The organism is Serinicoccus marinus DSM 15273 (assembly GCF_008386315.1).
Lineage (GTDB): Bacteria > Actinomycetota > Actinomycetes > Actinomycetales > Dermatophilaceae > Ornithinicoccus > Ornithinicoccus marinus.
Genome location: NZ_CP043808.1, coordinates 2,110,767 through 2,136,102, shown reverse-complemented (window position 1 = coordinate 2,136,102; position 25,336 = coordinate 2,110,767). Strand labels below are relative to the sequence as shown.

Genomic DNA, 25,336 nt, shown 5'->3' with positions numbered 1-25,336 from the left:
GCACCGTCGTGCGTCCCGTCTCCGAGCTGGCCGACTACCTCACCGAGGTGGTCGGCGAGTCCTGTGACGAGGCGCTGCTGCTGCGTGCCCTGACTCACCGGTCCTACTCCTACGAGAACGACGGGCAGCCGCACAACGAGCGGCTCGAGTTCCTCGGTGACTCCGTGCTGGGGGTGGTGGTCACCGACACGCTCTACCGCACCCACCCCGACCTGACCGAGGGGCAGCTGGCCAAGCTCCGCGCGGCCGTGGTCAACTCGCGCGCGCTGGCCGAGGTCGCCCGGGTCGTGGACCTCGGCGGCTTCGTGCTGCTCGGCAAGGGGGAGCAGGCCACCGGAGGGCGGGACAAGGACTCGATCCTCGCGGACACCACCGAGGCGGTCATCGGCTGCGTCTACCTCTCCGCCGGGCTGCCCGCTGCCGCCACCTTCGTCCACCACCTGCTGGACCCGCTGATGCGCCGCAGCGCGGGGCTCGGCGCCGGGCTGGACTGGAAGACCAGCCTGCAGGAGGTCGCCTCGGCGGGCGACCTGGGCCCCCCGCAGTACCTCGTCGACGCCGAGGGGCCGGACCACGACAAGACCTTCACCGCCCGGGCGGTCGTCGCCGACGAGGTGGTCGGGACCGGGGTGGGTCGCTCCAAGAAGCTGGCCGAGCAGCAGGCCGCCGAGCAGGGCTGGCGGCTGCTCACCGAGCGCGCCGCCCAGGTGGTCGCGACCGAACCGACGGTCGAGGACCTCACCGGCGACGGCCCCGGCAGCGGCTGAGGCGTGCCCGAGCTCCCGGAGGTCGAGGTCGTCCGTCGTGGCCTCGAGACGCACGTCGTCGGGCGACGCATCCGCGAGGCCCGGTTGACCGGCGCGCGGGTCGCCCGACGTCACGCGGCCGGACCAGTGGACCTGGCCGCGCGCGTGGCCGGTGCGCGGGTGCTCGCCGCGGACCGGAGGGGGAAGTACCTCTGGCTCGTGCTCCAGCCTCCGGCCGACGACCCCCAGGCGCTGGTCGTGCACCTCGGGATGAGCGGCCAGCTCCTCGTGCAGGACGCGCAGGCGCCACGGGAGAAGCACCTGCACGCCACCCTGGACCTCGACGACGACGGCCCCCAGCTGCGCTTCGTCGACCAGCGCACCTTCGGCGGGCTCGCCCTCACCCCGCTGCGCGACGAGCCGGGGGCAAGCGCGCCGGGTCACCCCGGCGGGCACCCCCACGGCATACCCGAGCCGGTGCTGCACATCGCCCCGGACCCGCTCGAGCCGGCCTTCGACCGGGCAGCGGTGGTGCGCCGGATGAAGGGCAAGGACGTCGCCCTCAAGCGGGTCCTGCTGGACCAGGGGGTGGTCAGCGGTATCGGCAACATCTACGCCGACGAGGCGTTGTGGCGGGCGCAGGTGCACGGGCGACGGCTCGCCTCCAGCCAGACGAAGCCCGCGCTCGGGCGGGTGCTCGACCACGCCGCCGACGTCATGCGCGACGCGCTGGGACAGGGCGGCACCAGCTTCGACGCGCTCTACGTCAACGTCAACGGGGCCAGCGGCTACTTCGACCGGTCGCTGGAGGCCTACGGGCAGACCGGCCGCCCGTGTCGACGCTGCGGGACCGCGATCCGGCGCGAGGAGTTCACGAACCGCAGCTCGCACTTCTGCCCCCGCTGCCAGCCGGCGCCGCGGGTCCCTCGGGTGTGAACGGTCAGCGCCGCTCGTCCTCGGGGTTGGGCGGGGGAGGCGGCAGCTGGCCGCGCCGCGGCTTCTGCGGCTGACGTCCCTCGACCGACTCGCGGGCGACGTCCTGGCGCCGGGCCCGCTCCGCGCCGGCGTCGCGGAAGAGGCGGAACGCCCGAGCCACGAGGTCGGCGACGTGGACCGGGGTCCACCGGCGCAGCGGCAGCCGCTCGGACGGCGGCGTCGCGGTGCGCCCCAGGAGGGCCAGGAGCCCGACGGCCAGGACCAGGAAGAGGAGCAGCTCGACCATCACGGCACCACGTCGGCGGTGTGCAGCGGCTCGTCCTCCTGGGGGTAGCGGACGCCGAGCTCGCGACGGGCGCTCTCCAGGATGGTCATGATCGCCACCGTATCCGCGTGCGGGATCAGCGGGGACTCCGGCAGGCCGAGCTCCAGGCAGCGGTGGAACTCCTCGACCTCGTGCTCGTAGCCGCGTCGGTCACCACCGTCGACCAGCTGCTCCTCCTCGCCCCGGCGGACCGTGAAGGAGGTCGGGTTGTTGATCGGCCCGTGCAGCTGCAGCGACCCCTCCGAGCCGCGCACGAGAGTCTCGGTGCTGCCGTGCGAGAGCGAGTCGGTGAGGACCTGGACCACGGCGCCCTCGGTGGTCATCCACTGCAGGGCCACCAGCGCGTCGGCGCCGGTGGCGACCCGGGAGCCGAGGACGTGCAGGTGGGTGGGGTGACCGGCGAAGAGGTGGGCGAGGGTGACCGGGTAGATCCCGAGGTCGAGCAGCGCCCCGCCGCCGTTCGCGAGGTCGAAGAGGCGGTGCGACTCGTCGTAGTCGAAGGGCACCGGGAGGGCGGCGTGGACGCTGCGGACCGTGCCGATGTCCCCGCGACGGACGCGGGCGAGCGCGTCCAGGACGATCGGCTGGCACCGGGTCCACATGGCCTCCACCGCGAGGACCCCGGCCGCGCGGGCGGCCTCGAGCACCTCCTCGGTGTCGTGGACGGTCAGCGTCGTCGGTTTCTCGACGAGCACGTGCTTGCCGGCCCGGACGCAGGCCAGCGCCTGCTCGCGGTGGAAGGGGTGGGTCGAGGAGATGTAGACGGCGTCGACCTCGGCGTCGTCGACCAGCTCGGCATAGCTGCCGTAGGCGCGAGGGATGCCGAACTCCTCGGCGAAGGACCGGGCGCGATCGCCGTCGCGCGCCGCCACGGCGACCACCTCGCCCCCCTCGACCGCGGCGATCGCCTGCGCCAGGGCCCGGGCGATCCCTCCGGCGGCCAGCAGCCCCCATCGCACGGGCCGGTCGGCGATCGGGGTGTAGGCCGGCGGGGTCGCGGTCGACGGGTCGGTCATGGGTCCACCGTAGTCTCGGTGGCATGGAGCGCGCGCTGATCTTCGTCCGCGGCCGGGTCCAGGGCGTCGGCTTCCGCTGGTGGACGCGGGCGCGGGCGCTCGAGCTCGGCCTCGTGGGGCATGCCCGCAACCTGCCCGACGGCCGGGTCGAGGTGAACGCCCAGGGCGAGCGGGTCGCGGTGGAGGCGCTCGCGGGGCTGCTGCGCGAGGACCCTTCCACCCGCAGCCGCCCCGGGAGGGTCGACGGCGTGGTGGTGCAGTGGCACCAGGTGCGGGAGGGGCTGACGGGGTTCCTGGAGCGCTGACCCCGCCGACGAGCTCGAGGAGCCGGGTGTGGCGGCCGGGTCGCGGCATACCCGGCAGGTATGTTGACCGGACCACCGACCCGGCGACCAGTGCGGAAGACCCAGCCACATGTATGTGAAGAGCCTGACCCTCAAGGGCTTCAAGTCGTTCGCCTCGGCGACGAGCATGCGGCTCGAGCCGGGCATCACCTGCATCGTCGGACCCAACGGCTCGGGCAAGTCCAACGTCGTCGACGCGCTCGCCTGGGTGATGGGGGAGCAGGGGGCCAAGAGCCTGCGCGGCGGCAAGATGGAGGACGTCATCTTCGCCGGCACCTCCGGCCGCCAGCCGCTGGGTCGCGCCGAGGTCTCGCTCACCATCGACAACACCGACGGCGCGCTGCCGATCGACTACAGCGAGGTGACGATCACCCGCACGATGTTCCGCACCGGCGGGTCGGAGTACGCCATCAACGGCACCTCCTGCCGCCTGCTCGACGTGCAGGAGCTGCTCTCCGACTCCGGCATCGGGCGCGAGATGCACGTCATCGTCGGCCAGGGGCAGCTGGACCAGGTGCTGCGCGCCACCCCCGAGGAGCGGCGCGGCTTCATCGAGGAGGCGGCCGGCGTCCTCAAGCACCGCAAGCGCAAGGAGCGGGCGCTGCGCAAGCTCGAGACGATGGAAGGCAACCTCACCCGCCTCACCGACCTGACCACCGAGATCCGCCGCCAGCTCGGGCCGCTCGGCCGGCAGGCGGAGACCGCCCGGCGGGCCGCGACGATCCAGGCGGAGGTGCGCGACGCCCGGCTGCGCATCCTCGCCGACGACCTCGTCCAGCTCACGAGCGCGCTGGAGGCCGAGCTCGCCGACGAGCGGGCCCTCATCGAGCGACGCACCCGGGTGCAGGAGGCGGCGCGGTCCGCCGAGACCAGGGTCGCCGAGCTGGAGCAGGAGCGGGCCGCGGCGGCGCCGGCGATCACCGCGGTGCAGGACCGGTGGTATGCCCTGTCCTCCCTGGTGGAGCGGGCCCGGGCCCTGGGTGACCTCGCCGCCGAGCGGGTGCGCCTGCTCGGCGCGGAGGCCGAGGAGCTGGCCGCGGAGGAGAGCGGTCGCTCCCACCGTGGCCGCGACCCCGAGGAGCTGCGTGCACAGGCGGCGCGGGTCCGGGAGGAGGAGGCCGCGCTGCAGGCCCGGGTGGCCGAGCTCGCGGCCGCGCTGGCCGACGCGGAGGGGGCGCGGGCGCAGGCCGAGGACGCGCACGCCCAGGAGCAGGCGCGGCTCCAGCGGTTGGCGAGGGCCGCGGCGGACCGTCGCGAGGGGCTGGCTCGGCTGTCCGGGCAGGTGGCCGCCCGACGCTCCCGGCTCGAGGCCGGCGAGGGCGAGGTCACCCGGCTGCAGCAGGTGGCCGCGGCCGTCGTGCAGCGGGCGGAGAAGGCCGAGCAGGACTACGCTGCTCTCGAGGGCACGGTCCTCGACGTCGAGCAGGGCGAGGAAGGGCTCGACGAGCACTACGAGGCCGCGGAGCAGCGCCGGGCCGAGGCGGGCGAGGAGGTCGAGCGGCTGACCGAGGAGCTGCGCGCGGCGCAGGCGGAGCAGGCGCAGTGGGGGGCCCGGGTGGAGGCGCTGTCGCTGAGCCTGCGGCGCACCGACGGCGCGAGCGCGCTGCTGTCGGCCGACGGCGTGACCGGCGTGACCGGCACCGTGACCGACCACCTCGTGGTCGAGGCCGGCCGCGAGGCCGCGGTCGCGGCCGCGCTGGGCTGGGCCGGTGAGGCGCTCGTCGCCGACGGGCTGGGCCAGGCGCAGGACGCGCTGGCCTGGCTGCGCGACCAGGACCAGGGGCAGGCCGGTCTCATGGTCCCCGAGCTGGTGACGGGGGAGGCCGACGACGGTGCCGAGCGGGAGCGCTGGCCCGAGCTCCCCGGGTATGCCGTGTGGGCCGCCGACATGGTGCGCGCCAAGGACGGGGACGAGGCGCTGCGGCGAGCGGTCACCGGACTGCTGGAGCAGGTGGCCCTGGTCGACGACGCCGACGACGCCGCGCTGCTGGTGCGGGCGCTGCCCGGCATCACGGTGGTCACCGGTACCGGGGACGTCTACGGCCCGGGATGGGTCCGCGGGGGGTCGTCGGCCGCCCCCAGCATGTTGGAGCTGACCTCGGCGCTGGAGGAGGCGCAGAGCGGGGTCCAGGAGGCGACGTCGCGCGCCGAGCGGGCGACCTTCGCGCTGAGCTCGGCCACGGAGGACCTGGAGGAGGCGCTGCGCGGCGCCGACGAGGCGCTGGACGCGTTGCACGACTCCGACGCGCGGATGACCGCGGTGGCCGAGCAGCTCTCCCAGCTCGGCCAGACGATGCGCACGGCACGGGCCGAGCACGAGCGGGCCACCACCGCCATCGGCACCGCCGAGGAGTCCCTGGCCACGACCCGCGCCGAGCTCGCCGAGCTGGAGCAGCGGCTGGCCGACGCCGAGCAGCTCGCCAGCCAGGAGGGGACCGAGGAGCCGGACACCACCGAGCGGGAGCGCCTCGCCGAGGCGGCCGCCCGGGCGCGGACGCTGGAGACCGAGGCACGGCTGGCCCTGCGCACCCAGGAGGAGCGCGTCACCGCGCTGTCCGGCCGGGCCGACAGCCTGGAGTCTGCCGCCGCGGGCGAGCTCGCCGCCCGGCGGCAGGCCGCGCAGCGGCGGGAACGCCGGGGCCGGGAGCGTGACACCGCCGCGGCGGTGCGTGCGGGGGCGGGCTACCTCCTGGCGCGGGCCGAGCAGGTCGTGGAGCGGGCGGCGCAGGAACGCTCCCGCGGGCAGGCGGAGCAGGCGGAGCGTGACCAGGCGCTCGCGACCGCCCGGCAGCAGGCCCGCGAGCTCGCCGACGACCTGCGTGACCTCACCGACTCCGTGCACGCCGACGAGATCGCCCGCGCCGAGCAGCGGCTGCGCATCGAGGCGCTGCAGACCCGGTCCGTCGAGGAGCTGGGTGTGGACCCGCAGACGTTGCTGGACGAGTACGGTCCGCACCTGCCCGTCCCTGTCATCCCCGGACCGGACGACCCCGCCCCGGACGACCCGGACGCGGACCTGCCCGAGGCCCAGCCGTTCGTCCGGGAGGCCCAGGACAAGCGGCTGCGCAAGGCGGAGCGTGCCCTGAACCAGCTCGGCAAGGTCAACCCGCTCGCCCTGGAGGAGTTCGCCGCGCTCGAGGAGCGGCATACCTTCCTCACCGAGCAGGTGGAGGACCTGCGGCGCTCCAAGGAGGACCTGCTGGAGATCGTCCGCTCGGTGGACGAGCGGGTGGAGCGGGTCTTCACCGAGGCCTTCCACGACACGGCCGCGCAGTTCGAGCGCGTCTTCTCGCGCCTCTTCCCGGGGGTGAGGGGCGGATCACGCTCACCGACCCGGACAACATGCTCACCACCGGCATCGAGGTCGAGGCGCGGCCCCCGGGCAAGAAGATCAAGCGCCTCTCGCTGCTCTCCGGCGGGGAACGGTCGCTGACGGCGGTGGCGCTGCTCGTCGCGATCTTCAAGGCCCGGCCCAGCCCGTTCTACATCATGGACGAGGTGGAGGCCGCGCTCGACGACACCAACCTGGGCCGGCTCATCACCCTCTTCGAGGAGCTGCGCGACTCCAGCCAGCTCATCGTCATCACCCACCAGAAGCGCACGATGGAGATCGCCGACGCGCTCTACGGCGTCTCCATGCGTGGCGACGGCGTGACCACGGTGGTGAGCCAGCGGATCAAGGACGTCGCCGCCGACGGGGTGGAGCAGCCCACCCGCCGCCGCGCGCCCGCCCCCGAGCCCGAGCCGTCGCCCGCATGACGGTGGTCTTCGGCGGCGCCGAGTTCCCCGCCTACGTCATCGATGACGAGACGCTGCGCGAGGAGCTGCTCGACGGGGAGGAGACCCGCGAGTGGGTCGAGGAGACGCCCGAGGACCCGCACGCCGTCGCGCTGCTGCGGATGCTGGGCGAGCTCGACGCGGCGCTGGCCGCGGGGCAGGCGCGCCTGGCCGAGCAGGACGCTGGGTCCTCCCCCTGGGCGCTCGCGGCGGTCCGGCTGGCGCACGTGCACCACTGGCGGGGCGAGTATGCGCCCGCGCACGCGCTGCTCGACGCCGCGGAGGAGATCCTCGCCGGCGACGACCCGCGGGCCGCCCTGGTCCACCAGCACCGGGCCAAGGTGCTCCTCGACGAGGGTCGACCGGAGGAGGCGCACGCGGCCGCGTCGCGAGCCCTGGCGCTGCGGGAGGCCGCCGGCGACGCGGGGCTCATCGCCTCCACCCGGCAGACGCTGCGCCGCATCGAGCGGGACCTCGCCCGCTGACTCCCCGACCGGCCGCACGGTCTGTGTCGTGTGATTCCGCTCACCCTGAGGGCGACACGCCCGCGACACGCCGGGCGTCAGATCGGCTCCGGCGCACACCGAGCGGCACACTGGTCACATGCTTGCACTAGTCCTGGCCATGCTGCTGTGTGTCGCCCTGGGCGCGGGGGTCGTGGGGTACGTCATGATCGAGGCGCGTCGCGAGGGCCGGGGAGAGTTCTGGACCCCCGAGGGGGAGGAGCTCATCGCCGGGGCGCGTCGGCGCGGCGAGCAGGTCCGGAGCCGCGGAGAGCAGCTCGGCCGCTCCGCCGCCCAGCGCACCCAGGCGCTGCGTGAGCGCCGCCGCTCGGCGTCCACCGCCCCGTCGGCGCAGGACGACTCGCCGGGTGAGTACCCCGCCGCCAGCTGAGGAGCTCTCAGGCGCGCAGGTGCCGCAGGTAGCGCTCCGGCGCCTCCAGGAACCGCCGGTAGTGGTCGACCATGTCGAGCCGGTCCCACGCGGTCTCCCGCATCCCCTCCTCGGAGCACTCGAGCACCACGGCCCCGGGCAGGGCGGCCAGGACCGGTGAGTGCGTCGCCATGAGGACCTGCGCCCCCGGCCGGGCGGCGATCTCCACGAGCTCGGACAGCAGGTGCAGCTGGGCCTCGAAGGACAGGCCGGCCTCGGGCTCGTCCCAGACGAAGAAGCCGTCCCCCTGGTAGCGGCGCGAGCCCAGAAGCTCGACGAAGGCTTCCCCGTGCGAGAACCGGTGGAAGTCGTGCCGCACCGTGTCCTGCAGATAGCTGAACAGGCCGTGCATCGTCTCGGCCCGCACGAAGTAGCCCCACCGGGAGGCCCCCGGGCCCCGCACGACGCGCAACCACTGCGCGAGGTCGGACTCGGTCGTGCGCGTCCGATGCATCGCGCCGGTGGAGCCGCCCTCGGCGTTGAGGCCGTAGGTCATCGCCACCGCCTCCAGGATGGTGGACTTGCCCGAGCCGTTCGGCCCGACGAGCACCGTGGCCCGTCCGAGGTCGAGGCCCTCGGCGATCAGCTGGGCGACGGCCGGGATGGTCCGCGGCCAGGTGTGCTCGTCCGGCAGCGCGGACTGCGGGTCGCGCTCGACCCGTCTGACCGGCACCGGGGCGCGCTCCTGGGGCGTCGGCATACCTGCACGGTATGCCGGGGCGCGGACACACTTCGCCCAGCACGCTGCTGCGCGCGCCCGGCGCCGGTCGCGCGGTGCGGATCGGCCGAGCCGGTCTGAGAGACTGACGTCGTGGGACCGATCAACGAGCTCTGGGAGATCCTGACCCTCGTCACCGTCGTGGTGCTCGGGGGTCTCGCGCTGCTGGTGGCGCTGGTCCGCGGTCGAGGTGGTGACTCGGCGACGCTGCCGCCCGCCGGCACGCGGCGGGAGGAGGACTCCGATGTCCTCACCGAGGAGCGGTCCGAGCCCTCCGGCGAGGTCGAGAATCGCGGTGGTGGGGTCGCGGTCGAGGAGCCCGAGGCGCCCGCGCCCACGCTGGAGCGGCCGGACTCGGCCCGCGGCCGGCTGCAGCGGCTGCGCGCCCGGCTCGCCCGCTCCAACAACGCCATCGGCAACGCGCTCCTGGCGCTGCTGTCACGCGGTGGCCTCAGCGAGCAGGACTGGGAGGACGTCGAGGACACCCTGCTCGCCTCCGACCTCGGCGTGGAGGCGACCCAGGAGCTCGTCGACTCGCTGCGGACGCAGGTCAAGGTGGACGGCACGACCGACGCGGCCCAGGTGAAGCAGTGGCTGCACGACGACCTGCTCCGGCTCGTCGACCCGACCCTCGACCGGCGGATCGCCGCGAGCCGCGAGGGCGAGCACCCGGCGGTCATCCTCGTGGTGGGCGTCAACGGGACCGGCAAGACCACGACGGTGGGCAAGCTCGGTCGGGTGCTCGTCGCCGAGGACAAGGACGTGCTCTTCGGCGCCGCCGACACCTTCCGCGCCGCCGCCGCCGACCAGCTCCAGACCTGGGGTGAGCGGGTGGGTGTGCCCACCGTGCGCTCGCACACCGAGGGCGCCGACCCCGCGTCGGTCGCCTACGACGCCGTCAAGGGCGGGGTGGACGCCGAGGTCGATGTCGTGCTCGTCGACACCGCCGGGCGGCTCCACACCAAGCGGGGCCTCATGGACGAGCTCGGCAAGATCAAGCGGGTCGTGGAGAAGGTGGCCCCGGTCGGCGAGGTGCTGCTCGTGCTGGACGCCACGACGGGGCAGAACGGCATGCGGCAGGCGGAGGAGTTCGCCCGGGAGGTCGCGATCACCGGGATCGTCCTGACCAAGATGGACGGCACCGCCAAGGGCGGCATCGTCGTCAACGTGCAGCGCAAGCTGGGCGTCCCGGTGAAGCTCATCGGGCTGGGCGAGGGCCCGGACGACCTGGCGCCGTTCGACCCGGAGGCCTTCGTCTCGGCGATCGTCGGCTGACAGGCGGCCGAGGACACGAGCCGCGAGGGACGAGCGGGGAGGCCCGGAGGGTGCCGCGGAAGCCGACCGTGGGATCGTCGGCTGACGGCTGACGGCTGACGGCTGACGGCTAGGAGTGGGGTGCCCGGGCGGTGCGGTCGACGACGGCCGAGCTCTGGGGTGAGTTGCGCGGGTCGTCAGGACTGCTGAGCGCCCAGCCGACCGCCGCGGTCCCGAGCCGGCCGAGCGGGTCGAGCGCCGCCAGCGCGGGTCGCTCCAGGGCGCGCAGCGGCCCCGGCAGACGCAGCCCGAGCAGGTCGCGGGCATACCCGGGCAGCATCTGCACCGCGCCGGCGGCGAGCATCCAGAATCCGGGTCGCGCGGCCCACGGCAGCGGCGGCTCGGCCAGCAGGAAGCGGGCGACGTCGAGCGCCCCCTCGCTGGCCTCCAGCTCGGGCCGGTATGCCGCGAGCGACTCGGCCAGACCCCGCGCCGTGCGCGGCGGGTCGAGCACCCCGAGCTCCTCGGCGGCCCACGCCGCCTGGTCGACGTAGCGGTCCGCCTCGGTGGGAGTGAGCGGGGTCCGCGCGTAGTGCTGGTGGGCCAGGAGGAAGCTGTCGATCTCGGCGACGTGCACCCAGCGCAGCAGGTGCGGGTCGGTGGCGGCATACCGTCGCCCGTCCGTCGCGGTCCCCCTGACCGTGCGGTGCACCCTGTTGATCCGGTCGATCACGCGTTGCGCGGAGTCCACCGGCCCGTAGGTCGTCATCGCGATGAACTCGCTCGTGCGTTGCAGCCGGCCCCACGGGTCGCCGCGGTAGCCGGAGTGCTCGCCCACGCCGGCCATCGCCAACGGGTGCAACGCCTGGAGGAGCAGCGCGCGGATGCCCCCGGCATACATCCCGGCGTGGCCATGCACCCGGCAGATCGGGTCGGAGGGGACGAACCGGCGCTCTCCCGGAGCCAGCCAGATGGCCGCGGCCCGGGGTGCGGCGTCCGGTCCCGCCACCCGCTGCCGCAGCGCCTCGGCGAGGCGGTTGCGGGCCTGCTCGGCGAGTCGGGGGGAGGGCACGGGCCCAGTATGCGCAGCCGGAGGGGCCCGGTGCGCGCCGGAGGTGACCCAGCGGCGGACCGGTCGGCGCCGCGCGGCACGTATCGTAGGGCGGGTGTTCACCAGTCTCTCCGACCGCCTGACGCAGACCTTCCGCAACCTCAAGCGCAAGGGCACCGTCACCGAGTCCGACCTCAACTCCACCATCCGCGACATCCGGATGGCGCTGCTGGACGCCGACGTGGCGCTGCCCGTGGTCAAGGAGTTCACCGGCCGGATCCGCGAGCGGGGGCTGGGCGCCGAGGTGCACCAGGCGCTGAACCCGGCGCAGCAGATCGTCAAGATCGTCAACGAGGAGCTCGTCGCGATCCTCGGGGGCCAGACGCGGCGGCTCAACCTCGCCAAGAACCCGCCCACCGTCATCATGCTCGCCGGCCTGCAGGGCTCGGGAAAGACCACCTTCGCGGGCAAGCTGGGCAGGATGCTCGCGGACCAGGGACATACCCCGATGCTCGTGGCCGCCGACCTGCAGCGCCCCAACGCCGTCACCCAGCTCGAGGTCGTCGGCGAGCGCGCCGGGGTGCCGGTCTTCGCGCCCGAGCGCGGCAACATCTTCGGCCACGACGCGACCCTGGAGTCGGGGGAGGGGACCCGCAGCTTCGGGGACCCGGTCGACGTCGCGGTCGACGGGGTCGAGGAGGCCCGCCGCAAGAACCACGACGTCGTCATCATCGACACCGCCGGCCGGCTGGCCGTCGACGTCGACCTCATGCGCCAGGCGCACGACATCCGGGTCGAGACGAGCGCGCACGAGGTGCTCTTCGTCATCGACGCGATGATCGGGCAGGCCGCGGTCGACACCGCGAAGGCCTTCGCCGACGGCGTCGGCATCACCGGCACCGTGCTGTCCAAGCTCGACGGCGACGCCCGCGGTGGCGCCGCGCTGTCGGTCGCGACCGTCACCGGGCAGCCGATCCTCTTCGCCTCCACCGGGGAGGGGGTCAAGGACGTCGAGCTGTTCCACCCCGACCGGATGGCCTCGCGCATCCTCGACATGGGCGACGTGCTGACCCTCATCGAGCAGGCGGAGAAGGCCTTCGACCAGGCTCAGGCGAAGGAGATGACCCGCAAGTTCCTCTCCGACGAGGACTTCACCTTCGACGACTTCCTCGAGCAGATGTCGGCGATCAAGCGGATGGGTTCGCTGAAGCAGATGCTCGGGATGATGCCCGGGATGCAGGGGATGAAGGCGCAGCTGGACTCCCTCGACGAGCGCGAGTTCGACCGGGTCGAGGCCATGGTCCGCTCGATGACCCCGCTCGAGCGTGGCCACCCCAAGATCCTCAACGGCTCGCGCCGCGCTCGCGTCGCGCGCGGCTCCGGTGTGAGCGTCGGCGAGGTCAACCAGCTCATCGAGCGCTTCGGCGAGGCGCAGAAGATGATGCGTCAGCTCAAGAAGGGCGGCGGCATGCCCGGTATGCCGGGGATGCCCGGCATGGGCGGCGCCGGGGGTGGCGCCAAGAAGGGCAAGCAGCAGCAGCGCAAGAAGGGCAAGTCGGGCAACCCGGCCAAGCGGGCGCAGCAGGAGCGGGAGGCCGCGGCCAAGGAGCAGGCGGCCCGGGAGCGCTCGCTGGAGAGCGCCTTCGGCGGTGGGGCCGCCGGGCTGGAGGACGACCCTGGGCAGGGCAACGACCTGTCCGGGCTCAAGCTGCCGCCGGGCTTCGAGAAGTACCTCGACGGCGGCAAGGGCTGAGCGCTCGGTCGAGGTCCACCTGGGTGCGCTCAGCGACCGAGGAGGTCATCCGGTCGGGAGCAGCGCACCCTTTCGAAGCGTGAGAAGTCCGTGTCATAGCTGACGATGCCGGCGTTCGCCTCGAGAGCGATGGCGGCGAGGTGGGCGTCGCTGACCAGGTTGCCGCCGCTACCCACCTCGCTCAGGATCGACTCCATGAGGGTGAGGTGTGCCCCGCCGGGCTCGAGCATCCTCGCCCCGGGAGCGCCCAACCAGGCACGCACGACCGCCATCGCCTGGCCAGGCTGGAGCGGGTGGGGGAACAGGCCCACCTTGGTCGACAGCCGGACGAAGGCGGTGAGCACCAGCCAGCTGAACCCGACCGTCTCACTACCGCTGAGGGCACCGTCCAACCACCGGCGGGACGCCTCGTGGTGTCGCGCCGACGGGTTGACGGCATACAGGAGGACGTTGGCGTCGACGACCCTCACTGACCGGTCCTGGCCTGTCTGATCAGTTCTTCGTCTCGAGCTCGCCGCTGAGCTGCAGCGCGCGGTCGAGGTTCACCGTCGGCTCACCGAGGTCGTGCACCTGGGTGCGGAAGGGCGCGGGTGACTGGCGGCCGGTGCTCCCCGCGCGGATGGCGTCGTTCAGGGCCCGCTTGAAGGAGACCCCCGGCGCAGCATCTCCTGCCGGATCAGGGACTCCGTGTCCGGGTCGAGCGTGACCGTGGTGCGCATCGTGACAGCATAGCATCACTCATGAGGATGTCTGATGACACGTGACGAACAGTGATCTGTGGGTGCCGCGTGCCAGAGTGGAGGCATGACGGGGACACGCTGCACGATCATCCCGGGCTACCTGCTGGCCCGGATCGCCCAGGCCGACCCGGAGGTCGCTCCGGTCGTCCAGGCCACGCTGCAGGACAGCGAGCGGACGCGGGGGCGCCGGGAGCTGATGGCGACCCGGTGGCCGGGAGGAGAGCCGCCGTCCCAGGGGACGATCCTGCCCACGACGCTGCCGCTGCGCGGCTGCCCGCCGAACCGGTCGTCGACCCCGACCTGGCGCGGACCGTCGTGCCCCCGACGACGCGGCGCCCCGGCGCAGCATCTACGACGCTGGTGGGGCGACCACGCTGCCCGGCCGGTTGGTCCGCGGCGAGGGTGACCCGCTAACCGGCGACGTCGCTGCCACCGAGGCCTACGACGGCCTGGGCGCGACGTGGGAGCTGCTCGCGCGTTCCTACGGCCGGGACTCCCTCGACGGTCAGGGCATGCTGCTCGCGGCCACGGTCACTACGGGCGCGACTACGACAAACGCCTTCTGGGACGCCGGCAGATGGGTCTTCGGCGACGGGGACGGCGTCTATTTCCGGCGGTTCACCGCGAGCCTGGACGTCATCGCGCACGAGCTGGGTCACGGGCTGGTGCAGTACACCTCTGGCCTGACCTACGTCGGCCAGCCGGGCGCGCTCAACGAGTCGGTCTGCGACGTCCTGGGTGCGCTGGTGCGGCAGCGGCTCCTGGGGCAGGACGCCGGCTCGGCCGACTGGCTCATCGGCGCCGACCTGCTCACCGATCGCGTCCAGGGCGTGGCGCTGCGCTCGATGGCCGCTCCCGGCACCGCCTACGACGACCCTGCCCTCGGCCAGGACCCGCAACCGGCGCACATGGACGACTACGTCGACCTGCCGCACGACGCCGACAACGACAACGGCGGGGTGCACATCAACTCCGGCATCCCCAACAAGGCGTTCCACCTCTTCGCCACCGGGCTCGGGGGACGGGCCTGGGAGCGGGCCGGCCAGGTCTGGTACGACACCCTCGCCACCCGCGGCCGGATCGCGCGGGACGTCGACTTCGCCACCTTCGCCGCCGCCACCGCGGAGTCCGCGCGGGAGCGGTATGCCGATGCCCCGGAGGTGCTCGACGCCCTGCTCTCGGCCTGGGACGGCGTGGGGCTGCCGGTCTCGTGACGCCCCGCTTCACGCGGGAGGAGTTGCACTCCTACCGGGGGGCCGAGGTCCCCGACCTCCTCCCGGAACCGGGCTCGGGGCCGAGGGTGCGGCTGCTCTTCGTCGGGATCAACCCCGGCCTGTGGACCGCCGCGACGCTGACCCACTTCGCCCATCCGGGCAACCGGTTCTACCCCGCGCTCGAGCGGGCCGGGATCAGCGGGCGTCGCATCGACCCGGCTGCTGGGATGGACGACGAGGACCGTGACCACCTGCTCGACCGGGGCATCGGGATCACCAACCTCGTGCCCCGGGCCACCGCCCGCGCCGACGAGCTGAGCGCCGTGGAGCTGCGTCAGGGCGGCGAGCGGCTGCGCGACACGGTGCGCCGGGTGCGACCGGCGGTCGTCGCCGTCGCGGGGATCACGGCATACCGCAGCGCCTTCGGGGTGCGCGGGGCGACGCCCGGCCGCCAGCCCGAGCAGCTCGAGGGTGCCGAGCTGTGGGTGGTCCCCAACCCCAGCGGGCTCAACGCCCACGAGACGGTGGAGTCGCTGGCGCACGCCTACGCCGAGCCTGCCCGGGCGGCCGGGGTCGTCTGAGACGGACAGCGGGGGAGGGGCTAAGCGAAGCAGCATCACGGGCTGGTTGACCAAGGGGGGGGCGAACCCCGACATTGATAGACAGCTGCCTGTTGATGGAGGATGACGTATGCATTGGGAGACGACCTCCGACGGTTGGGCACGACGGCAGCGAGTTGTCGCCGGCGTCGGGCTGGTCGTGACTGCCGTATTCCTCCTTCTGGGAGCGCTAGGTGTCGATCAATGGCCCTGGCTGGGTGCAGCCGTGACGGGATTCGTCACGGCTTGTGGTTGGCTGCTTACTTTGGGAGGGGCCCGCCTCGAGAGCCGACAGGAGCGCGAAAACCTGGCTAGGCGCTTCCGGGTGGAGGTGGTGCCCATCACCGAGATCAATCCCATTGACGTTGGGGTAGCCGCCGCGGATCATGACCTGCTAGGTGGGGGCGAGGTTCCTGCCTACATTCGACGCCCCTTCGATGAGCGTATCCGCGGCAACGTTGCAGCAGCCCGCGACGGGAAGCTCTGGATTGTGCTCGTCCAAGGGCCGTCGAAGGTGGGCAAGTCGCGAGCCCTTTTTGAGGCACTGTCGGCACTGCAGCCGATTCCGGTGGTAGTGGCCCCAGTCGATGCTGATGCGCTAATTTCTCTACTGGTTCCGGGACAGGAACCAACCATTCCGGAAACGGCTTGTGCGGTCCTATGGCTTGATGATGTTGAGCGTTTTGTAAATCAAGGTCTGACGACGCAGCATTTAAGGGCGTGGCACAACTCTGGCCCGAGACGTATTGTTGCAGCAACCGCTGGCGGGGCCGTGGTTGCGGCGGAGCGGCCGGAAGAATTTGCCTCAGTTTTAGACGAGCTGCGCCGGCTTGCCAATGTTGCGCTCATTACAGCTGCCGAAGACACCGACCCCGGCGAGCTTGAGGAACGGTTGCCTGCAGAGCAGGTCAGTATGATTCGTAAGCACGGCTTGGCGGCCTGCCTGGTCGCGGGGCCAGCCTTGATCCGCAAGTTGGAGACGGCCAAGCATGCCGATGGCTACCCCCCTTGTTGGGAGGGGGTGCACCTCGTCGAGGTGGCTGTGGACTGGGCCCGCTGCGGACGCACTGACCCGATTTCCGAGGAAGTGCTGCGGGAGCTGTGGGAGTATGATCCCCCCGAACACATCGTTCCTACGGACGATGCCTTTAGCGCCGCGAAACAGTGGGCGCTTCAACCAGTTTCGGGACGCCTTAGCTTGCTCCGACATAGCCAGGGATACTCCGCTTTCGACTACATTGTCAGGATACGTTCCGAAGACACCTCAAAACTCCCCTCGGATAATACCTGGGATCTTGCGATCGAAACCGGCACGAGTCTCTCGGCCGGTTTGGTCGGGCTCGTAGCGGTGTCGACCGGGCTCTTGGAGGTTGCCGCACGAGCGTTTGCTCGAGGCGCGGAAGCCGCAGACGCGGAGGTTGCTGCGGTTAGTCAGTACAACCTTGGGGTGACAATGGGTGACTTGGGTCGCGGAGAGGATGAGGTTGCGGCCTATGAGTTGTTGGTCTCTCGCTATGGAGAGGATGAGAGGCTGGGTGTCCGGGAGCGGGTCGCTGCAGGGATGAGGAACCTCGCGATCACGTTTGGGGGGATGGGCCGTGAACAGGATGAGGTCAAGGTCTACGAGTCGTTAGTGTCTCGGTATGGGGATGATGAGGCACCATCGATCAGGGCACAGGTCGCCAGTGGGATGGTTGCGCTCGGGGTGACCTTGGGTGGGTTGGGATTTCGAAAGAAGGAGGTCTCGATCTATAAGTCGTTGGTGTCTCGGTATGGGGAGGATGAGACGGCAGCTGTCCGTGAGCAGGTGGCCGCAGGGATGGCCAACCTCACTATCAAGCGGGGCGATTTTGGGCGCGGAGAAGCTGAGCAAGCGGCTTGTGAGTCGCTACTATCTCGATACGGGGGTAATGAGACACCCGAGGTAAGAGCGCAGGTCGCAAGGGGCATGGTCGGTCTTGGGGTGACGTTGGCTGAGTCGGGCCGGGGGAGGGAAGCCGTCGCCGCCTTTCGGGAATTGGTTTCTCGGTATGCGGAGGATAAGTGTCTGAGGGTCCGGACGCAGGTCGCAAGGGGCATGGTCGGTCTTGGGGTGACGTTGGGCGAGTTGGGCCGTGGGAGGAGGAAGTCAAGGCCTACGAGTCGTTGGTGTCTCGGTATGGTGAGGATGAGGCGCCAGAAGTCCGGGAGCAGGTCGCAGCCGGAATGAGGAATCACGGGATCACATTGGGTGCGTTGGGGCGCCCGGAGGAAGCGGTGAAGGCCTATGAGTCGTTGGTGTCTCGGTATGGTGAGGATGAGGCGCCAGAAGTCCGGGAGCAGGTCGCAGCCGGAATGAGGAATCACGGGATCACATTGGGTGCGTTGGGGCGCCCGGAGGAAGCGGTGAAGGCCTATGAGTCGTTGGTGTCTCGGTATGGTGAGGATGAGGCGCCAGGAGTCCGGGAGCAGGTTGCCAAGGGAATGGTGAGCCTTGGGATCGTTCTGGGTGGATTGAGCCTTAGAGAGGAGGAGGTTGCGGTCTATGAGTCCTTGGTGTCTCGGTATGGGGAGGACGAGGAGCCAGGGATTCGAGAGCGAGTTGCCTCGGGGATGGTGAATCGCGGGTTCACATTGGGTATGTTAGGGCGCGGAGAGGAAGCGGTGGCGGCATATCAGTCGCTGAAGTCATGCTATGGGACGGATGAAACGCCAGGGGTTCAGGACCGAGTCGCCGCAGGCCTGGGCAACTGGGCTCAATTTGAATGGGGCCGCGGTTCCGATGACGTTGGTTTGGCCTTAACCCACGACGCTCTTCAGCGACTGAGTGAAGACCCTGCTAACGAGGAGCTTCGTGCCGAATTGTGGCTGTACCTCTTTGCGCATTCAGTGGAGGACCGCGACTCGGCGAGGTCGGAGTTGCAGGCTCTCTTGAGCAAGGGTGTGTCGACAGGACCTTGGTCCTTCTCGCCAAATCTTGAGCGGCTGCGAGTGGTAGGCGATCCTCGCCTTCCACTCGTCGAAGTGACGGTAGCGGCCCTAAGGGAAGGGGATCCAGCTGGTCTCCAAGCTTTCGCCGAGTGGCAAGAAGCGTCATCAGGGCCTCCCACATGAGGAAGTCATGCATTCTGTCGTGTTCCAGGAATTAGTTCTCTTCACGACTGATTCAGGGTCCTTCAAGCCTATGGACAAAGGTCGCACTGGTTTCAGCGCCCGGCCGGCCTCCGCGGCTTCCAGAGCTGCTCGCTGGCGACCGGCACGAAGCCCGCCCGCAGGAAGAAACGCAGCGACCGGGCGTTGCCCGGGGTCACCGAGGCCAGGACCACCTCACCGGCCGGGCGGCGCGCCAGGATGCCGTCGAGCAGGGTGGCGGCGTGGCCGTCCGCGGCCTGGATGCCGACCTCCGGCAGGCCGCCGATCCCGCGGGAGAGCGTCGCCAGCGAGCTGACGCCGCGGTCGGGCAGGCCGTAGACGTCGATCTCGGTCCGCCACTCGCCGGCGTGCGCGGCGCGGTCGGTGCCGGCGAGGTCGGGGCGGGGGACCAGCGGCCCACCGGTCCCTGTCCCGCGCCCCACGAGCAGCGCGTCGAGGACCCCGATCGGGCCCTCACCCGCGAGCGTGGTCGCGATCCGCGGGTCGTGCGCCCCGCCGAAGCCGTGGACACCCAGGGCCGCGAGCTCGCCGTCGGTGACGTCCTCGGTCACGGCCATGACGGCGTGGCCGGTGAAGGCGATCGCGCCCTCGACCCCGTCCCGCCACGGTGCGGTGCGCGAGAAGCCGCCGTCCGGTTCTGGGAACCGACCGTCGGCGGCCGCCCGCAGCATCGCGCCGAGGTCGACGCGCGGGACACGCAGCGGCTCGCGGGTGGGCATACCGGGGTCGGACACGAAGGGGGAGTCTACGGCCGCACTGCTCGACGCTACGGTGAGGATCCACGGCGAAGAAGGCGAGGCGAGCGATGAGCGCACCGGTGCTCCACGTCACGGGTCAGATCCTGGTCGGTCCCGAGGAGGTGCACGACGAGATCTGGGTGGTCGACGGCCGGGTCAGCCTCAGCGCCCCGACGGGTGGCGAGGTCGAGACGATCCGGGGGTATGCCCTCCCCGGGCTGGTGGACGCGCACTGCCACGTCGGCCTCGAGGCCCAGGGTGCGGTGGACGACGCCCGGGCCGAGGAGCACGCGCTGGCCGAGCGGGACGCGGGCGCGCTGCTGCTGCGCGACGCGGGCAGCCCGGCCGACACGCGGTGGGTGCAGGACCGGGAGGACCTGCCGCGGCTGATCCGCGCGGGCCGGCACATCGCCCGCACCCGGCGCTACATCCGCAACTTCGCCTGGGAGATCGAGCCCGAGGACCTCGTGGCCTACGTGCGCCAGGAGGCGCGCGCCGGTGACGGGTGGGTCAAGCTCGTGGGCGACTGGATCGACCGGGAGACCGGTGACCTGGGGACCTGCTGGCCGGTCGACGTGCTCACCGAGGCCATCGCCGCCGCGCACGAGGAGGGGGCACGGGTCACCGCGCACTGCTTCGGGGAGCAGTCGCTGGTCGACTTCGCCGCCGCCGGGACCGACTGCATCGAGCACGCCACCGGGCTGGTCGACGACACCATCGACACCTTCGCCGCCCAGGGCATCGCGATCGTGCCGACCCTGGTCAACATCGACAACTTCCCGGGCTTCGCCGACGCCGGGCGCGGCAAGTTCCCGACCTACGCCGACCACATGATGGACCTCTACGCCCGGCGACACGAGACGGTCGCCAAGGCGCACGAGGCGGGCATACCGGTGTATGCCGGGACCGACGCGGGTGGGCAGCTGCCGCACGGGCTCGTCGCCCAGGAGGTGGAGGCGCTGACCCGGGCCGGGATGAGTGCGACCGAGGCGCTCGGGGCGGCCACCTGGTCGGCCCGCGAGTGGCTGGGGCGCCCCGGCATCGCCGAGGGTGAGTCGGCCGACCTCGTCGTCTACCGCGAGGACCCGCGCGCGGACGTCAGGGTCCTGGCCCATCCGGAGCACGTCGTCCTGCGCGGGCACCGGCACCCCCGGTCGGGGGTCTCCGGCTGACCGACCGGGTGGCTGGGTGTCGTCCTGGCTGCACATCCGCACCGCGGTGGCCGGGGGTCGTCCCGGCACCACCCCCCCACCGCGGTCAGGCGGCGCCGGAGGTGGCCTCCTGCGCGTCGGCGGACTCGTCCTCGGGCTCGCCGATGCCGAGCAGGACGTCGTAGGCCCGCTGGGAGAGGAAGGCCGGCGGCTCGGTCGCCACCACCGAGTCCCGGAGCAGCTCCACGGCGTGCCCGAGCAGGTCCTCGCGCGCCCCACGGCGACGCAGCAGCGCCACCTCGTCCTCGAGCATCCGGTCCAGCAGCAGCGTCGACATCGTCGGACCCTCGGCCAGCCGGGTGCCGTGCGAGAGCCACTGCCACAGCTGCATGCGGGCCAGCTCGACGGTGCCGAAGTCCTCGACGTGACCGGCGAGCGTGGCGGTGCCCTCCCCGGCCAGCCACCCGGTGAGATAGGTCAGCGACGAGCGCATCGCCGTGCGCACCCCGGTCAGGGTCGACGCGCCGGGGATCGCGCTGACGTCACGCAGCGCCTCGGCATCCGGAGCCGCGTCGGACGCCCGGCCGGGCGAGGGTGCGTCCTCGGCCGGAGCCTGCCGCTCGCCCCGCCGCCGGTCGCGCTCCTCGAAGGGCTGCCGGGCGACCGGCACGAGAGCGGGGTGCAGCACCCATGCGCCGTCGAAGCCCTGCTTGGCCTCGCGGGCCTTGTCGCGGTGCACCCGCGCGTGGGTCATCGCGGCCGAGTCGTCGAAGGGGCCGCTGGCGGCGAGCGCGATCGGTCCACCGATGGCCTGGACGCCCCGCCGGTGGCAGGTGCGCACGATGAGGTCGGTGTAGGTCCGTAGGAACCGGGTGTTCATGGTGAACGCGTCCCGGTCCGGCAGCACGTGGTCCGGCCGGTCCCCGTAGGTCCGCAGGTGGGAGAAGACGTAGTCCCAGCGTCCGGCGGCCAGCCCGGTGACCCGCTCCCGCAGCGCGTGGACGATCTCGTCCAGCTCGTAGGCCGCCTGCACCGTCTCGACGAGCACGCTGACCCGGGTGCATCCGGTGGGCAGGCCGAGCGCCTCCTCGGCGGCGGTGAGCATCCGGTCCCACCACTGCGCCTCGGCGGCCGACTCGACCTTGGGCAGGTAGAGGTAAGGGCCGGTGCCCCGCTCGAGCAGCAGCCTCGCGCAGCGGGCGAGGAAGGTGACGGTGTCGACGAGCGAGGCCGCCGCGGACTGCCCGTCCACCTCCAGGTGGGCCTCGTCGAGGTGCAGCCCACGCGGCCGGACCATGAGCGTGGGCACACCGGGGTCCGGGTCACCGGTGCGGGTCCCCGCCACCTCGAGGATGACCTCCTGGGCGGCCACCAGCCGGCGCGAGGTGGGCACCAGCATGTCCTCCAGGTCGGCCACCCAGACGTCGGCGCCGGAGGCGAGCGCGCCCTTGGCCTGCTCCGCGGTGGCCGCGGTCGCGAGCTCGACACGGCGGTGGGTCAGGTCCGCCGGTGGCGGCGCCACCTGCCAGGCGTCGTCGGCGCGCAGCTGCGCGGTCTCGGAGCGGGTGTGCAGCTCGGTCCCGGCGCGCACGCCCCGCGACTGCTCCTTGCGGCCGCGCAGCAGCTCGGCGCGGGACTCCCGCAGCGCGCGCTCGAGGTCGGTCAGCGTCGCGAGCTGCTCGTCCTCGAGCAGCGCCTCGGGGTAGGTCTCCATGACCTCATCCTCTCGGGTGGACGGCCGCGGTGGCCAGGGCGATCCCTGGCCACCGCGGTGGGTTCCGGTCGCTGTGGCCGCACCTGGCCACCGCGGTGGGTGCGGTTGCGGCTCAGTGGAACTGCTCGGACTCGGTCGAGCCGGACAGCGCGGTGGTGGAGGACTCCGGGTTGACCGCGGTGCTGACCGCGTCGAAGTAGCCGGTGCCCACCTCCGCCTGGTGCTTGACCGCGGTGTAGCCCGAGGAGGCCGCAGCGAACTCCGCCTCCTGCAGCTCGACATACGCGCTCATGCCGGTCCGGGCATACCCCTGGGCGAGCTGGAACATCGAGTGGTTCAGCGCGTGGAAGCCGGCCAGGGTGATGAACTGGAAGGCGTAGCCCAGGTCGCCGAGCTCGTCCTGGAAGGAGGCGATCTCGCTGTCCGAGAGCGCCGACCTCCAGTTGAAGGACGGGCTGCAGTTGTAGGCGAGCTTCTGCCCGGGGAAGTCCTTGTGCAGCTCGGTGGCGAACTCCCGCGCCAGGCCGAGGTCCGGGGTGCCGGTCTCGACCCAGATGAGGTCGGCGTAGGGCGCGTACGCCTTGGCCCGCGCCAGCACCGGCTCGATGCCGTTGCGCACCCGGAAGAAGCCTTCGGAGGTGCGCTCGCCGGTGGTGAACTCCTGGTCGATCTCGTCCACGTCGCTGGTCAGCAGGTCCGCCGCGAGGGCGTCGGTGCGGGCGATGACGACCGAGGGCACGCCCAGGACGTCGGAAGCGAGCCGGGCCGAGCTGAGGGTGCGGACGTGCTGCCCGGTGGGGATGAGCACCTTGCCGCCGAGGTGGCCGCACTTCTTCTCCGAGGCGAGCTGGTCCTCCCAGTGCACACCGGCCGCACCGGCCGCGATCATCGACTTCATCAGCTCGAAGACGTTGAGCGGCCCGCCGAAGCCGGCCTCGGCGTCGGCCACGATCGGGGCGAAGAAGTCGGTGCTGGTGTCCCCGTTCATCCAGGCGATCTGGTCGGCGCGCTGCAGCGCGTTGTTGATCCGGCGGACCACGGCCGGGACCGAGTTGGCGGGGTAGAGGCTCTGGTCGGGGTAGGTCTGGCCCGCGAGGTTGGCGTCCGCCGCGACCTGCCACCCGGAGAGGTAGATGGCCTCCAGCCCGCCCTTGACCATCTGCACCGCCTGGTTGCCGGTGAGGGCGCCGAGGGCGCGGGTGAACGGCTTGGTCTCCAGCGCCTCCCACAGCTTCTCCGCGCCGCGGCGGGCGAGGGTGTGCTCCTCGACGACGGAGCCGCGCAGCCGCACGACGTCGTCGGCGGTGTAGCGGCGCTCGACCCCGGACCAGCGGGGGTTGGTCTGCCAGTCGCGCTCGATCTCCAGCGCCTGCTGGGCGGCGGGAGCGGTGGTGCTCTGCTCGGTGGTCGTCGTCATCGTCGTGCCCTTTCCCTGTGGCGACGGGGTGTGTGACACCACTCTGAGGGGCGGATCGGGGGTCGGTGCTGGTTCCGCGGTGTCAAGAATCGCCGAAGTTTCGCTAAGGTGGAGGTATGCCGTCCTCCCACCGTCGGGTGCTGCCGTTCCGTCCCTCCGAGCGTCTGGAGGGCACCGACAGTCCGTCCTCCGGTGCCGCCGACCCGGTCTCGGTCGGCCGCCGGGTGCGGCACCACCGCCGCGAGGCCGGTCTGACCCTCGCCGACGTGGCCGCCCGCGTCGAGCTGTCGACCTCGGCCCTGTCGCTCATCGAGAACGGTCGCCGCGAGGCCCGTGCCTCCGTGCTCGGCCGGCTCGCGACCGCCCTCGACGTCGATCTCACGGCGTTGCTCACCGGCGGGCCGCCGAGCCGTCGGGCGGCGCTGGAGGTGCGCTGGGAGCGGGCGCAACGGGCCGAGGGCTTCCAGACCCTGGGGATCCCGCCGGTGCGGGTGGGCCCCGGCCTGCCGGACGACGCCCTCGAGGCGCTGGTCGGGCTCTACGAGAGCGTCGTCGGGCTGCAGCAGCAGCGGGCGGCGACCCCGGAGTTCGCGCGCCTGGCCAACGCCGAGCTGCGCGCCCGGATGCGCGAGGCCGGCAACTACTTCGCCGACATCGAGTCCGCCGCCGCGGCGCTCGTCGAGCAGGTCGGGCATACCCAGGGCCCGCTGTCCCGCGAGGCGGTGAACCGGATCGCGCGCCACGTCGGCTTCGAGATCGTCGCCGTCCCGGACGTGCCGGCCTCGACCCGGACCGTCACCGACCTGGCGCACCGGCGGATCTACCTGCCCGAGGGCGGCGGGCACGACCCGCGGGCCGCGGCGCTGCAGGCCCTCGGTCACGTCGTGCTGGACCACCAGCCCCCGCGCGACTACGCCGAGTTCCTCGCCCAGCGGGTCGAGATCAACTACTTCGCGGCGGCCACCCTCGTGCCCGAGAGCAGTGCGGTGCCGCTGCTGCGCCGGGCCAAGGCCGAGCGCGACATCGCGCTGGAGGACCTGCGCGACACCTACGCCGTGTCCTACGAGACGGCCGCCCACCGGTTCTGCAACCTCGCGACCGAGCACCTCGACCTCCAGGTCCACTTCATGCGGACCAGCGCCGACGGCGTCATCTACAAGGCCTACGAGAACGACGGCGTGCGCTTCCCCATGGACGCCTCGGGAGCGATCGAGGGCGCGCGGGTCTGCCGGTCCTGGACCGCCCGGGTCGTCTTCGACCAGCCCCGTGGCTCGGTCTACCACCAGTACACCGACACCGGTCGCGGGACCTACTGGTGCACCGCGGTCGCCGAACCGACCTCGGCCGGGCTCTTCTCGATCAGCCTCGGGGTGCCCTTCGACCAGGTGCGCTGGATGCGCGGGCGGGACACCACGCAGCGACGGGTCTCCCGGTGCCCCGACCCCCGGTGCTGCACCCGACCCCCGGCCGGGCTGGCCCGTGCCTGGGACGGACAGGTCTGGCCCAGCGCCCGGGCGCACTCGCACCTGCTCGCCGTCATGCCGCCGGGCGTCTTCCCGGGGGTCGACGAGACCGAGGTGCTGCGCTTCGTGGCGGGGCACGCCCCCGAGGGCGAGGACGGGGAGGCGACCGACGCCGCGCCGGAGCAGGGGGAGCGTGCCGATGTGGCACAATGAGGCCGTACCCATCTGCGGTCGGCCCTCTCACCGTGCCCGGATGTGTCCATCGCCACCGCGGCGCCGTGCGTGTTCTTCCCCACGCGGACGCCGGGTAGCCCAC

23 protein-coding genes are annotated in these 25,336 nt (G+C 72.1%); 15 read left to right on the top strand and 8 right to left on the bottom strand.

The annotated features are described in order from the left end of the window. The first annotated feature begins 8 nt into the window (after nucleotides 1–8). Nucleotides 9–767, top strand: coding sequence for a ribonuclease III (gene rnc, locus FU792_RS10050; protein ID WP_022926135.1), 759 nt, complete (start codon nucleotides 9–11; stop codon nucleotides 765–767). A gap of 3 nt (nucleotides 768–770) precedes the next feature. Further along, on the top strand, nucleotides 771–1,682 hold the full coding sequence (gene mutM, locus FU792_RS10045) for a bifunctional DNA-formamidopyrimidine glycosylase/DNA-(apurinic or apyrimidinic site) lyase (protein ID WP_022926134.1): 912 nt from the start codon (nucleotides 771–773) through the stop codon (nucleotides 1,680–1,682). A gap of 4 nt (nucleotides 1,683–1,686) precedes the next feature. Here mutM and FU792_RS10040 read toward each other — a convergent pair whose 3' ends face one another. Further along, nucleotides 1,687–1,968, bottom strand: a complete 282-nt coding sequence (locus FU792_RS10040) for a hypothetical protein (RefSeq protein WP_022926133.1) — start codon at nucleotides 1,966–1,968, stop codon at nucleotides 1,687–1,689. Further along, the gene (locus FU792_RS10035; RefSeq protein WP_022926132.1) at nucleotides 1,968–3,023 is read right to left on the bottom strand and encodes a Gfo/Idh/MocA family protein; all 1,056 of its coding nucleotides are present in this window, start codon (nucleotides 3,021–3,023) and stop codon (nucleotides 1,968–1,970) included. Before FU792_RS10035 ends, FU792_RS10040 begins: the two co-directional genes overlap by 1 nt. A gap of 23 nt (nucleotides 3,024–3,046) precedes the next feature. On the opposite strand from FU792_RS10035, the gene FU792_RS10030 reads away from it, so the two are divergent. The 5 genes from FU792_RS10030 (at nucleotide 3,047) to FU792_RS10015 (ending at nucleotide 8,038) form a co-directional block, all read left to right on the top strand. Then, nucleotides 3,047–3,328: an acylphosphatase gene (locus FU792_RS10030; protein ID WP_022926131.1), complete on the top strand. Its 282-nt coding sequence runs from the start codon at nucleotides 3,047–3,049 to the stop codon at nucleotides 3,326–3,328. Between the two features lie 109 nt (nucleotides 3,329–3,437). Beyond that, nucleotides 3,438–6,800 carry a chromosome segregation protein SMC gene (gene smc, locus FU792_RS10025; RefSeq protein WP_420876831.1) on the top strand — a complete coding sequence of 1,121 codons (3,363 nt, stop codon included), beginning with the start codon at nucleotides 3,438–3,440 and terminating at the stop codon, nucleotides 6,798–6,800. Then, complete coding sequence (locus FU792_RS19225; protein ID WP_420876830.1) at nucleotides 6,710–7,126, top strand: AAA family ATPase; 417 nt, start codon at nucleotides 6,710–6,712, stop codon at nucleotides 7,124–7,126. The genes smc and FU792_RS19225 overlap by 91 nt, the downstream gene beginning before the upstream one ends. Beyond that, complete coding sequence (locus tag FU792_RS10020; RefSeq protein WP_022926129.1) at nucleotides 7,123–7,629, top strand: hypothetical protein; 507 nt, start codon at nucleotides 7,123–7,125, stop codon at nucleotides 7,627–7,629. The genes FU792_RS19225 and FU792_RS10020 overlap by 4 nt, the downstream gene beginning before the upstream one ends. 118 nt (nucleotides 7,630–7,747) lie before the next feature. Continuing rightward, nucleotides 7,748–8,038: a hypothetical protein gene (locus tag FU792_RS10015; RefSeq protein ID WP_022926128.1), complete on the top strand. Its 291-nt coding sequence runs from the start codon at nucleotides 7,748–7,750 to the stop codon at nucleotides 8,036–8,038. A gap of 7 nt (nucleotides 8,039–8,045) precedes the next feature. Here the strand turns inward: FU792_RS10015 and FU792_RS10010 are convergent, their stop codons facing one another. Then, entirely contained in the window at nucleotides 8,046–8,777 is a 732-nt protein-coding gene (locus tag FU792_RS10010) for an AAA family ATPase (protein WP_022926127.1), read from the bottom strand. Nucleotides 8,778–8,888: 111 nt separating this feature from the next. Here FU792_RS10010 and ftsY point away from each other — a divergent pair, with 111 nt between their 5' ends. Next, entirely contained in the window at nucleotides 8,889–10,070 is a 1,182-nt protein-coding gene (ftsY, locus tag FU792_RS10005; protein ID WP_022926126.1) for a signal recognition particle-docking protein FtsY, read from the top strand. Nucleotides 10,071–10,179: 109 nt separating this feature from the next. On the opposite strand, the gene FU792_RS10000 is transcribed toward ftsY, so the two are convergent. After that, nucleotides 10,180–11,121, bottom strand: a complete 942-nt coding sequence (locus FU792_RS10000; protein ID WP_022926125.1) for an oxygenase MpaB family protein — start codon at nucleotides 11,119–11,121, stop codon at nucleotides 10,180–10,182. Nucleotides 11,122–11,215: 94 nt separating this feature from the next. Between FU792_RS10000 and ffh the strand changes: the two genes are divergently transcribed. Then, the gene (ffh, locus tag FU792_RS09995; protein ID WP_022926124.1) at nucleotides 11,216–12,853 is read left to right on the top strand and encodes a signal recognition particle protein; all 1,638 of its coding nucleotides are present in this window, start codon (nucleotides 11,216–11,218) and stop codon (nucleotides 12,851–12,853) included. 29 nt (nucleotides 12,854–12,882) lie between these two features. On the opposite strand, the gene FU792_RS09990 is transcribed toward ffh, so the two are convergent. Continuing rightward, nucleotides 12,883–13,323: a type II toxin-antitoxin system VapC family toxin gene (locus FU792_RS09990; RefSeq protein ID WP_022926123.1), complete on the bottom strand. Its 441-nt coding sequence runs from the start codon at nucleotides 13,321–13,323 to the stop codon at nucleotides 12,883–12,885. Between the two features lie 334 nt (nucleotides 13,324–13,657). On the opposite strand from FU792_RS09990, the gene FU792_RS09980 reads away from it, so the two are divergent. From FU792_RS09980 to FU792_RS09965, 4 genes are all read left to right on the top strand, one after another. Next, complete coding sequence (locus FU792_RS09980; protein WP_149814723.1) at nucleotides 13,658–13,999, top strand: hypothetical protein; 342 nt, start codon at nucleotides 13,658–13,660, stop codon at nucleotides 13,997–13,999. Further along, nucleotides 13,980–14,807 (top strand): M4 family metallopeptidase, encoded by an 828-nt coding sequence (locus FU792_RS09975; protein WP_238705967.1) that lies wholly within the window; start codon nucleotides 13,980–13,982, stop codon nucleotides 14,805–14,807. The genes FU792_RS09980 and FU792_RS09975 overlap by 20 nt, the downstream gene beginning before the upstream one ends. After that, nucleotides 14,804–15,388 (top strand): mismatch-specific DNA-glycosylase, encoded by a 585-nt coding sequence (locus FU792_RS09970; RefSeq protein WP_022926120.1) that lies wholly within the window; start codon nucleotides 14,804–14,806, stop codon nucleotides 15,386–15,388. The genes FU792_RS09975 and FU792_RS09970 overlap by 4 nt, the downstream gene beginning before the upstream one ends. Before the next feature lie 343 nt (nucleotides 15,389–15,731). Continuing rightward, nucleotides 15,732–17,615: a tetratricopeptide repeat protein gene (locus FU792_RS09965; RefSeq protein ID WP_149814721.1), complete on the top strand. Its 1,884-nt coding sequence runs from the start codon at nucleotides 15,732–15,734 to the stop codon at nucleotides 17,613–17,615. A gap of 976 nt (nucleotides 17,616–18,591) precedes the next feature. Here FU792_RS09965 and FU792_RS09960 read toward each other — a convergent pair. Beyond that, nucleotides 18,592–19,272 carry an N-acetyltransferase gene (locus FU792_RS09960; protein ID WP_202804770.1) on the bottom strand — a complete coding sequence of 227 codons (681 nt, stop codon included), beginning with the start codon at nucleotides 19,270–19,272 and terminating at the stop codon, nucleotides 18,592–18,594. A 71-nt stretch (nucleotides 19,273–19,343) separates the two neighbouring features. Here FU792_RS09960 and FU792_RS09955 point away from each other — a divergent pair, with 71 nt between their 5' ends. Beyond that, on the top strand, nucleotides 19,344–20,447 hold the full coding sequence (locus FU792_RS09955; protein ID WP_022926117.1) for an amidohydrolase family protein: 1,104 nt from the start codon (nucleotides 19,344–19,346) through the stop codon (nucleotides 20,445–20,447). An 85-nt stretch (nucleotides 20,448–20,532) separates the two neighbouring features. On the opposite strand, the gene FU792_RS09950 is transcribed toward FU792_RS09955, so the two are convergent. After that, nucleotides 20,533–22,140 carry an aldolase/citrate lyase family protein gene (locus FU792_RS09950; RefSeq protein ID WP_022926116.1) on the bottom strand — a complete coding sequence of 536 codons (1,608 nt, stop codon included), beginning with the start codon at nucleotides 22,138–22,140 and terminating at the stop codon, nucleotides 20,533–20,535. A gap of 112 nt (nucleotides 22,141–22,252) precedes the next feature. After that, entirely contained in the window at nucleotides 22,253–23,557 is a 1,305-nt protein-coding gene (gene aceA, locus FU792_RS09945) for an isocitrate lyase (protein WP_022926115.1), read from the bottom strand. Between the two features lie 116 nt (nucleotides 23,558–23,673). Between aceA and FU792_RS09940 the strand changes: the two genes are divergently transcribed. Beyond that, a complete protein-coding gene (locus tag FU792_RS09940) occupies nucleotides 23,674–25,233 on the top strand; it encodes a helix-turn-helix domain-containing protein (RefSeq protein WP_022926114.1) in 1,560 nt (519 codons plus the stop codon). Nucleotides 25,234–25,336: the final 103 nt, after the last annotated feature.

Excerpts from the sequence above, each read along its gene's own strand:
- FU792_RS10040 (WP_022926133.1), bottom strand. The coding sequence starts at position 1,968 with ATGGTCGAGCTGCTCCTCTTCCTGGTCCTGGCCGTCGGGCTCCTGGCC.
- FU792_RS10035 (WP_022926132.1), bottom strand. The coding sequence starts at position 3,023 with ATGACCGACCCGTCGACCGCGACCCCGCCGGCCTACACCCCGATCGCC.
- FU792_RS10030 (WP_022926131.1), top strand. The coding sequence starts at position 3,047 with ATGGAGCGCGCGCTGATCTTCGTCCGCGGCCGGGTCCAGGGCGTCGGC.
- smc (WP_420876831.1), top strand. The coding sequence starts at position 3,438 with ATGTATGTGAAGAGCCTGACCCTCAAGGGCTTCAAGTCGTTCGCCTCG.
- FU792_RS19225 (WP_420876830.1), top strand. The coding sequence starts at position 6,710 with ATGCTCACCACCGGCATCGAGGTCGAGGCGCGGCCCCCGGGCAAGAAG.
- FU792_RS10020 (WP_022926129.1), top strand. The coding sequence starts at position 7,123 with ATGACGGTGGTCTTCGGCGGCGCCGAGTTCCCCGCCTACGTCATCGAT.
- FU792_RS10015 (WP_022926128.1), top strand. The coding sequence starts at position 7,748 with ATGCTTGCACTAGTCCTGGCCATGCTGCTGTGTGTCGCCCTGGGCGCG.
- FU792_RS10010 (WP_022926127.1), bottom strand. The coding sequence starts at position 8,777 with ATGCCGACGCCCCAGGAGCGCGCCCCGGTGCCGGTCAGACGGGTCGAG.
- FU792_RS09980 (WP_149814723.1), top strand. The coding sequence starts at position 13,658 with ATGACGGGGACACGCTGCACGATCATCCCGGGCTACCTGCTGGCCCGG.
- FU792_RS09955 (WP_022926117.1), top strand. The coding sequence starts at position 19,344 with ATGAGCGCACCGGTGCTCCACGTCACGGGTCAGATCCTGGTCGGTCCC.
- FU792_RS09950 (WP_022926116.1), bottom strand. The coding sequence starts at position 22,140 with ATGGAGACCTACCCCGAGGCGCTGCTCGAGGACGAGCAGCTCGCGACG.
- aceA (WP_022926115.1), bottom strand. The coding sequence starts at position 23,557 with ATGACGACGACCACCGAGCAGAGCACCACCGCTCCCGCCGCCCAGCAG.
- FU792_RS09940 (WP_022926114.1), top strand. The coding sequence starts at position 23,674 with ATGCCGTCCTCCCACCGTCGGGTGCTGCCGTTCCGTCCCTCCGAGCGT.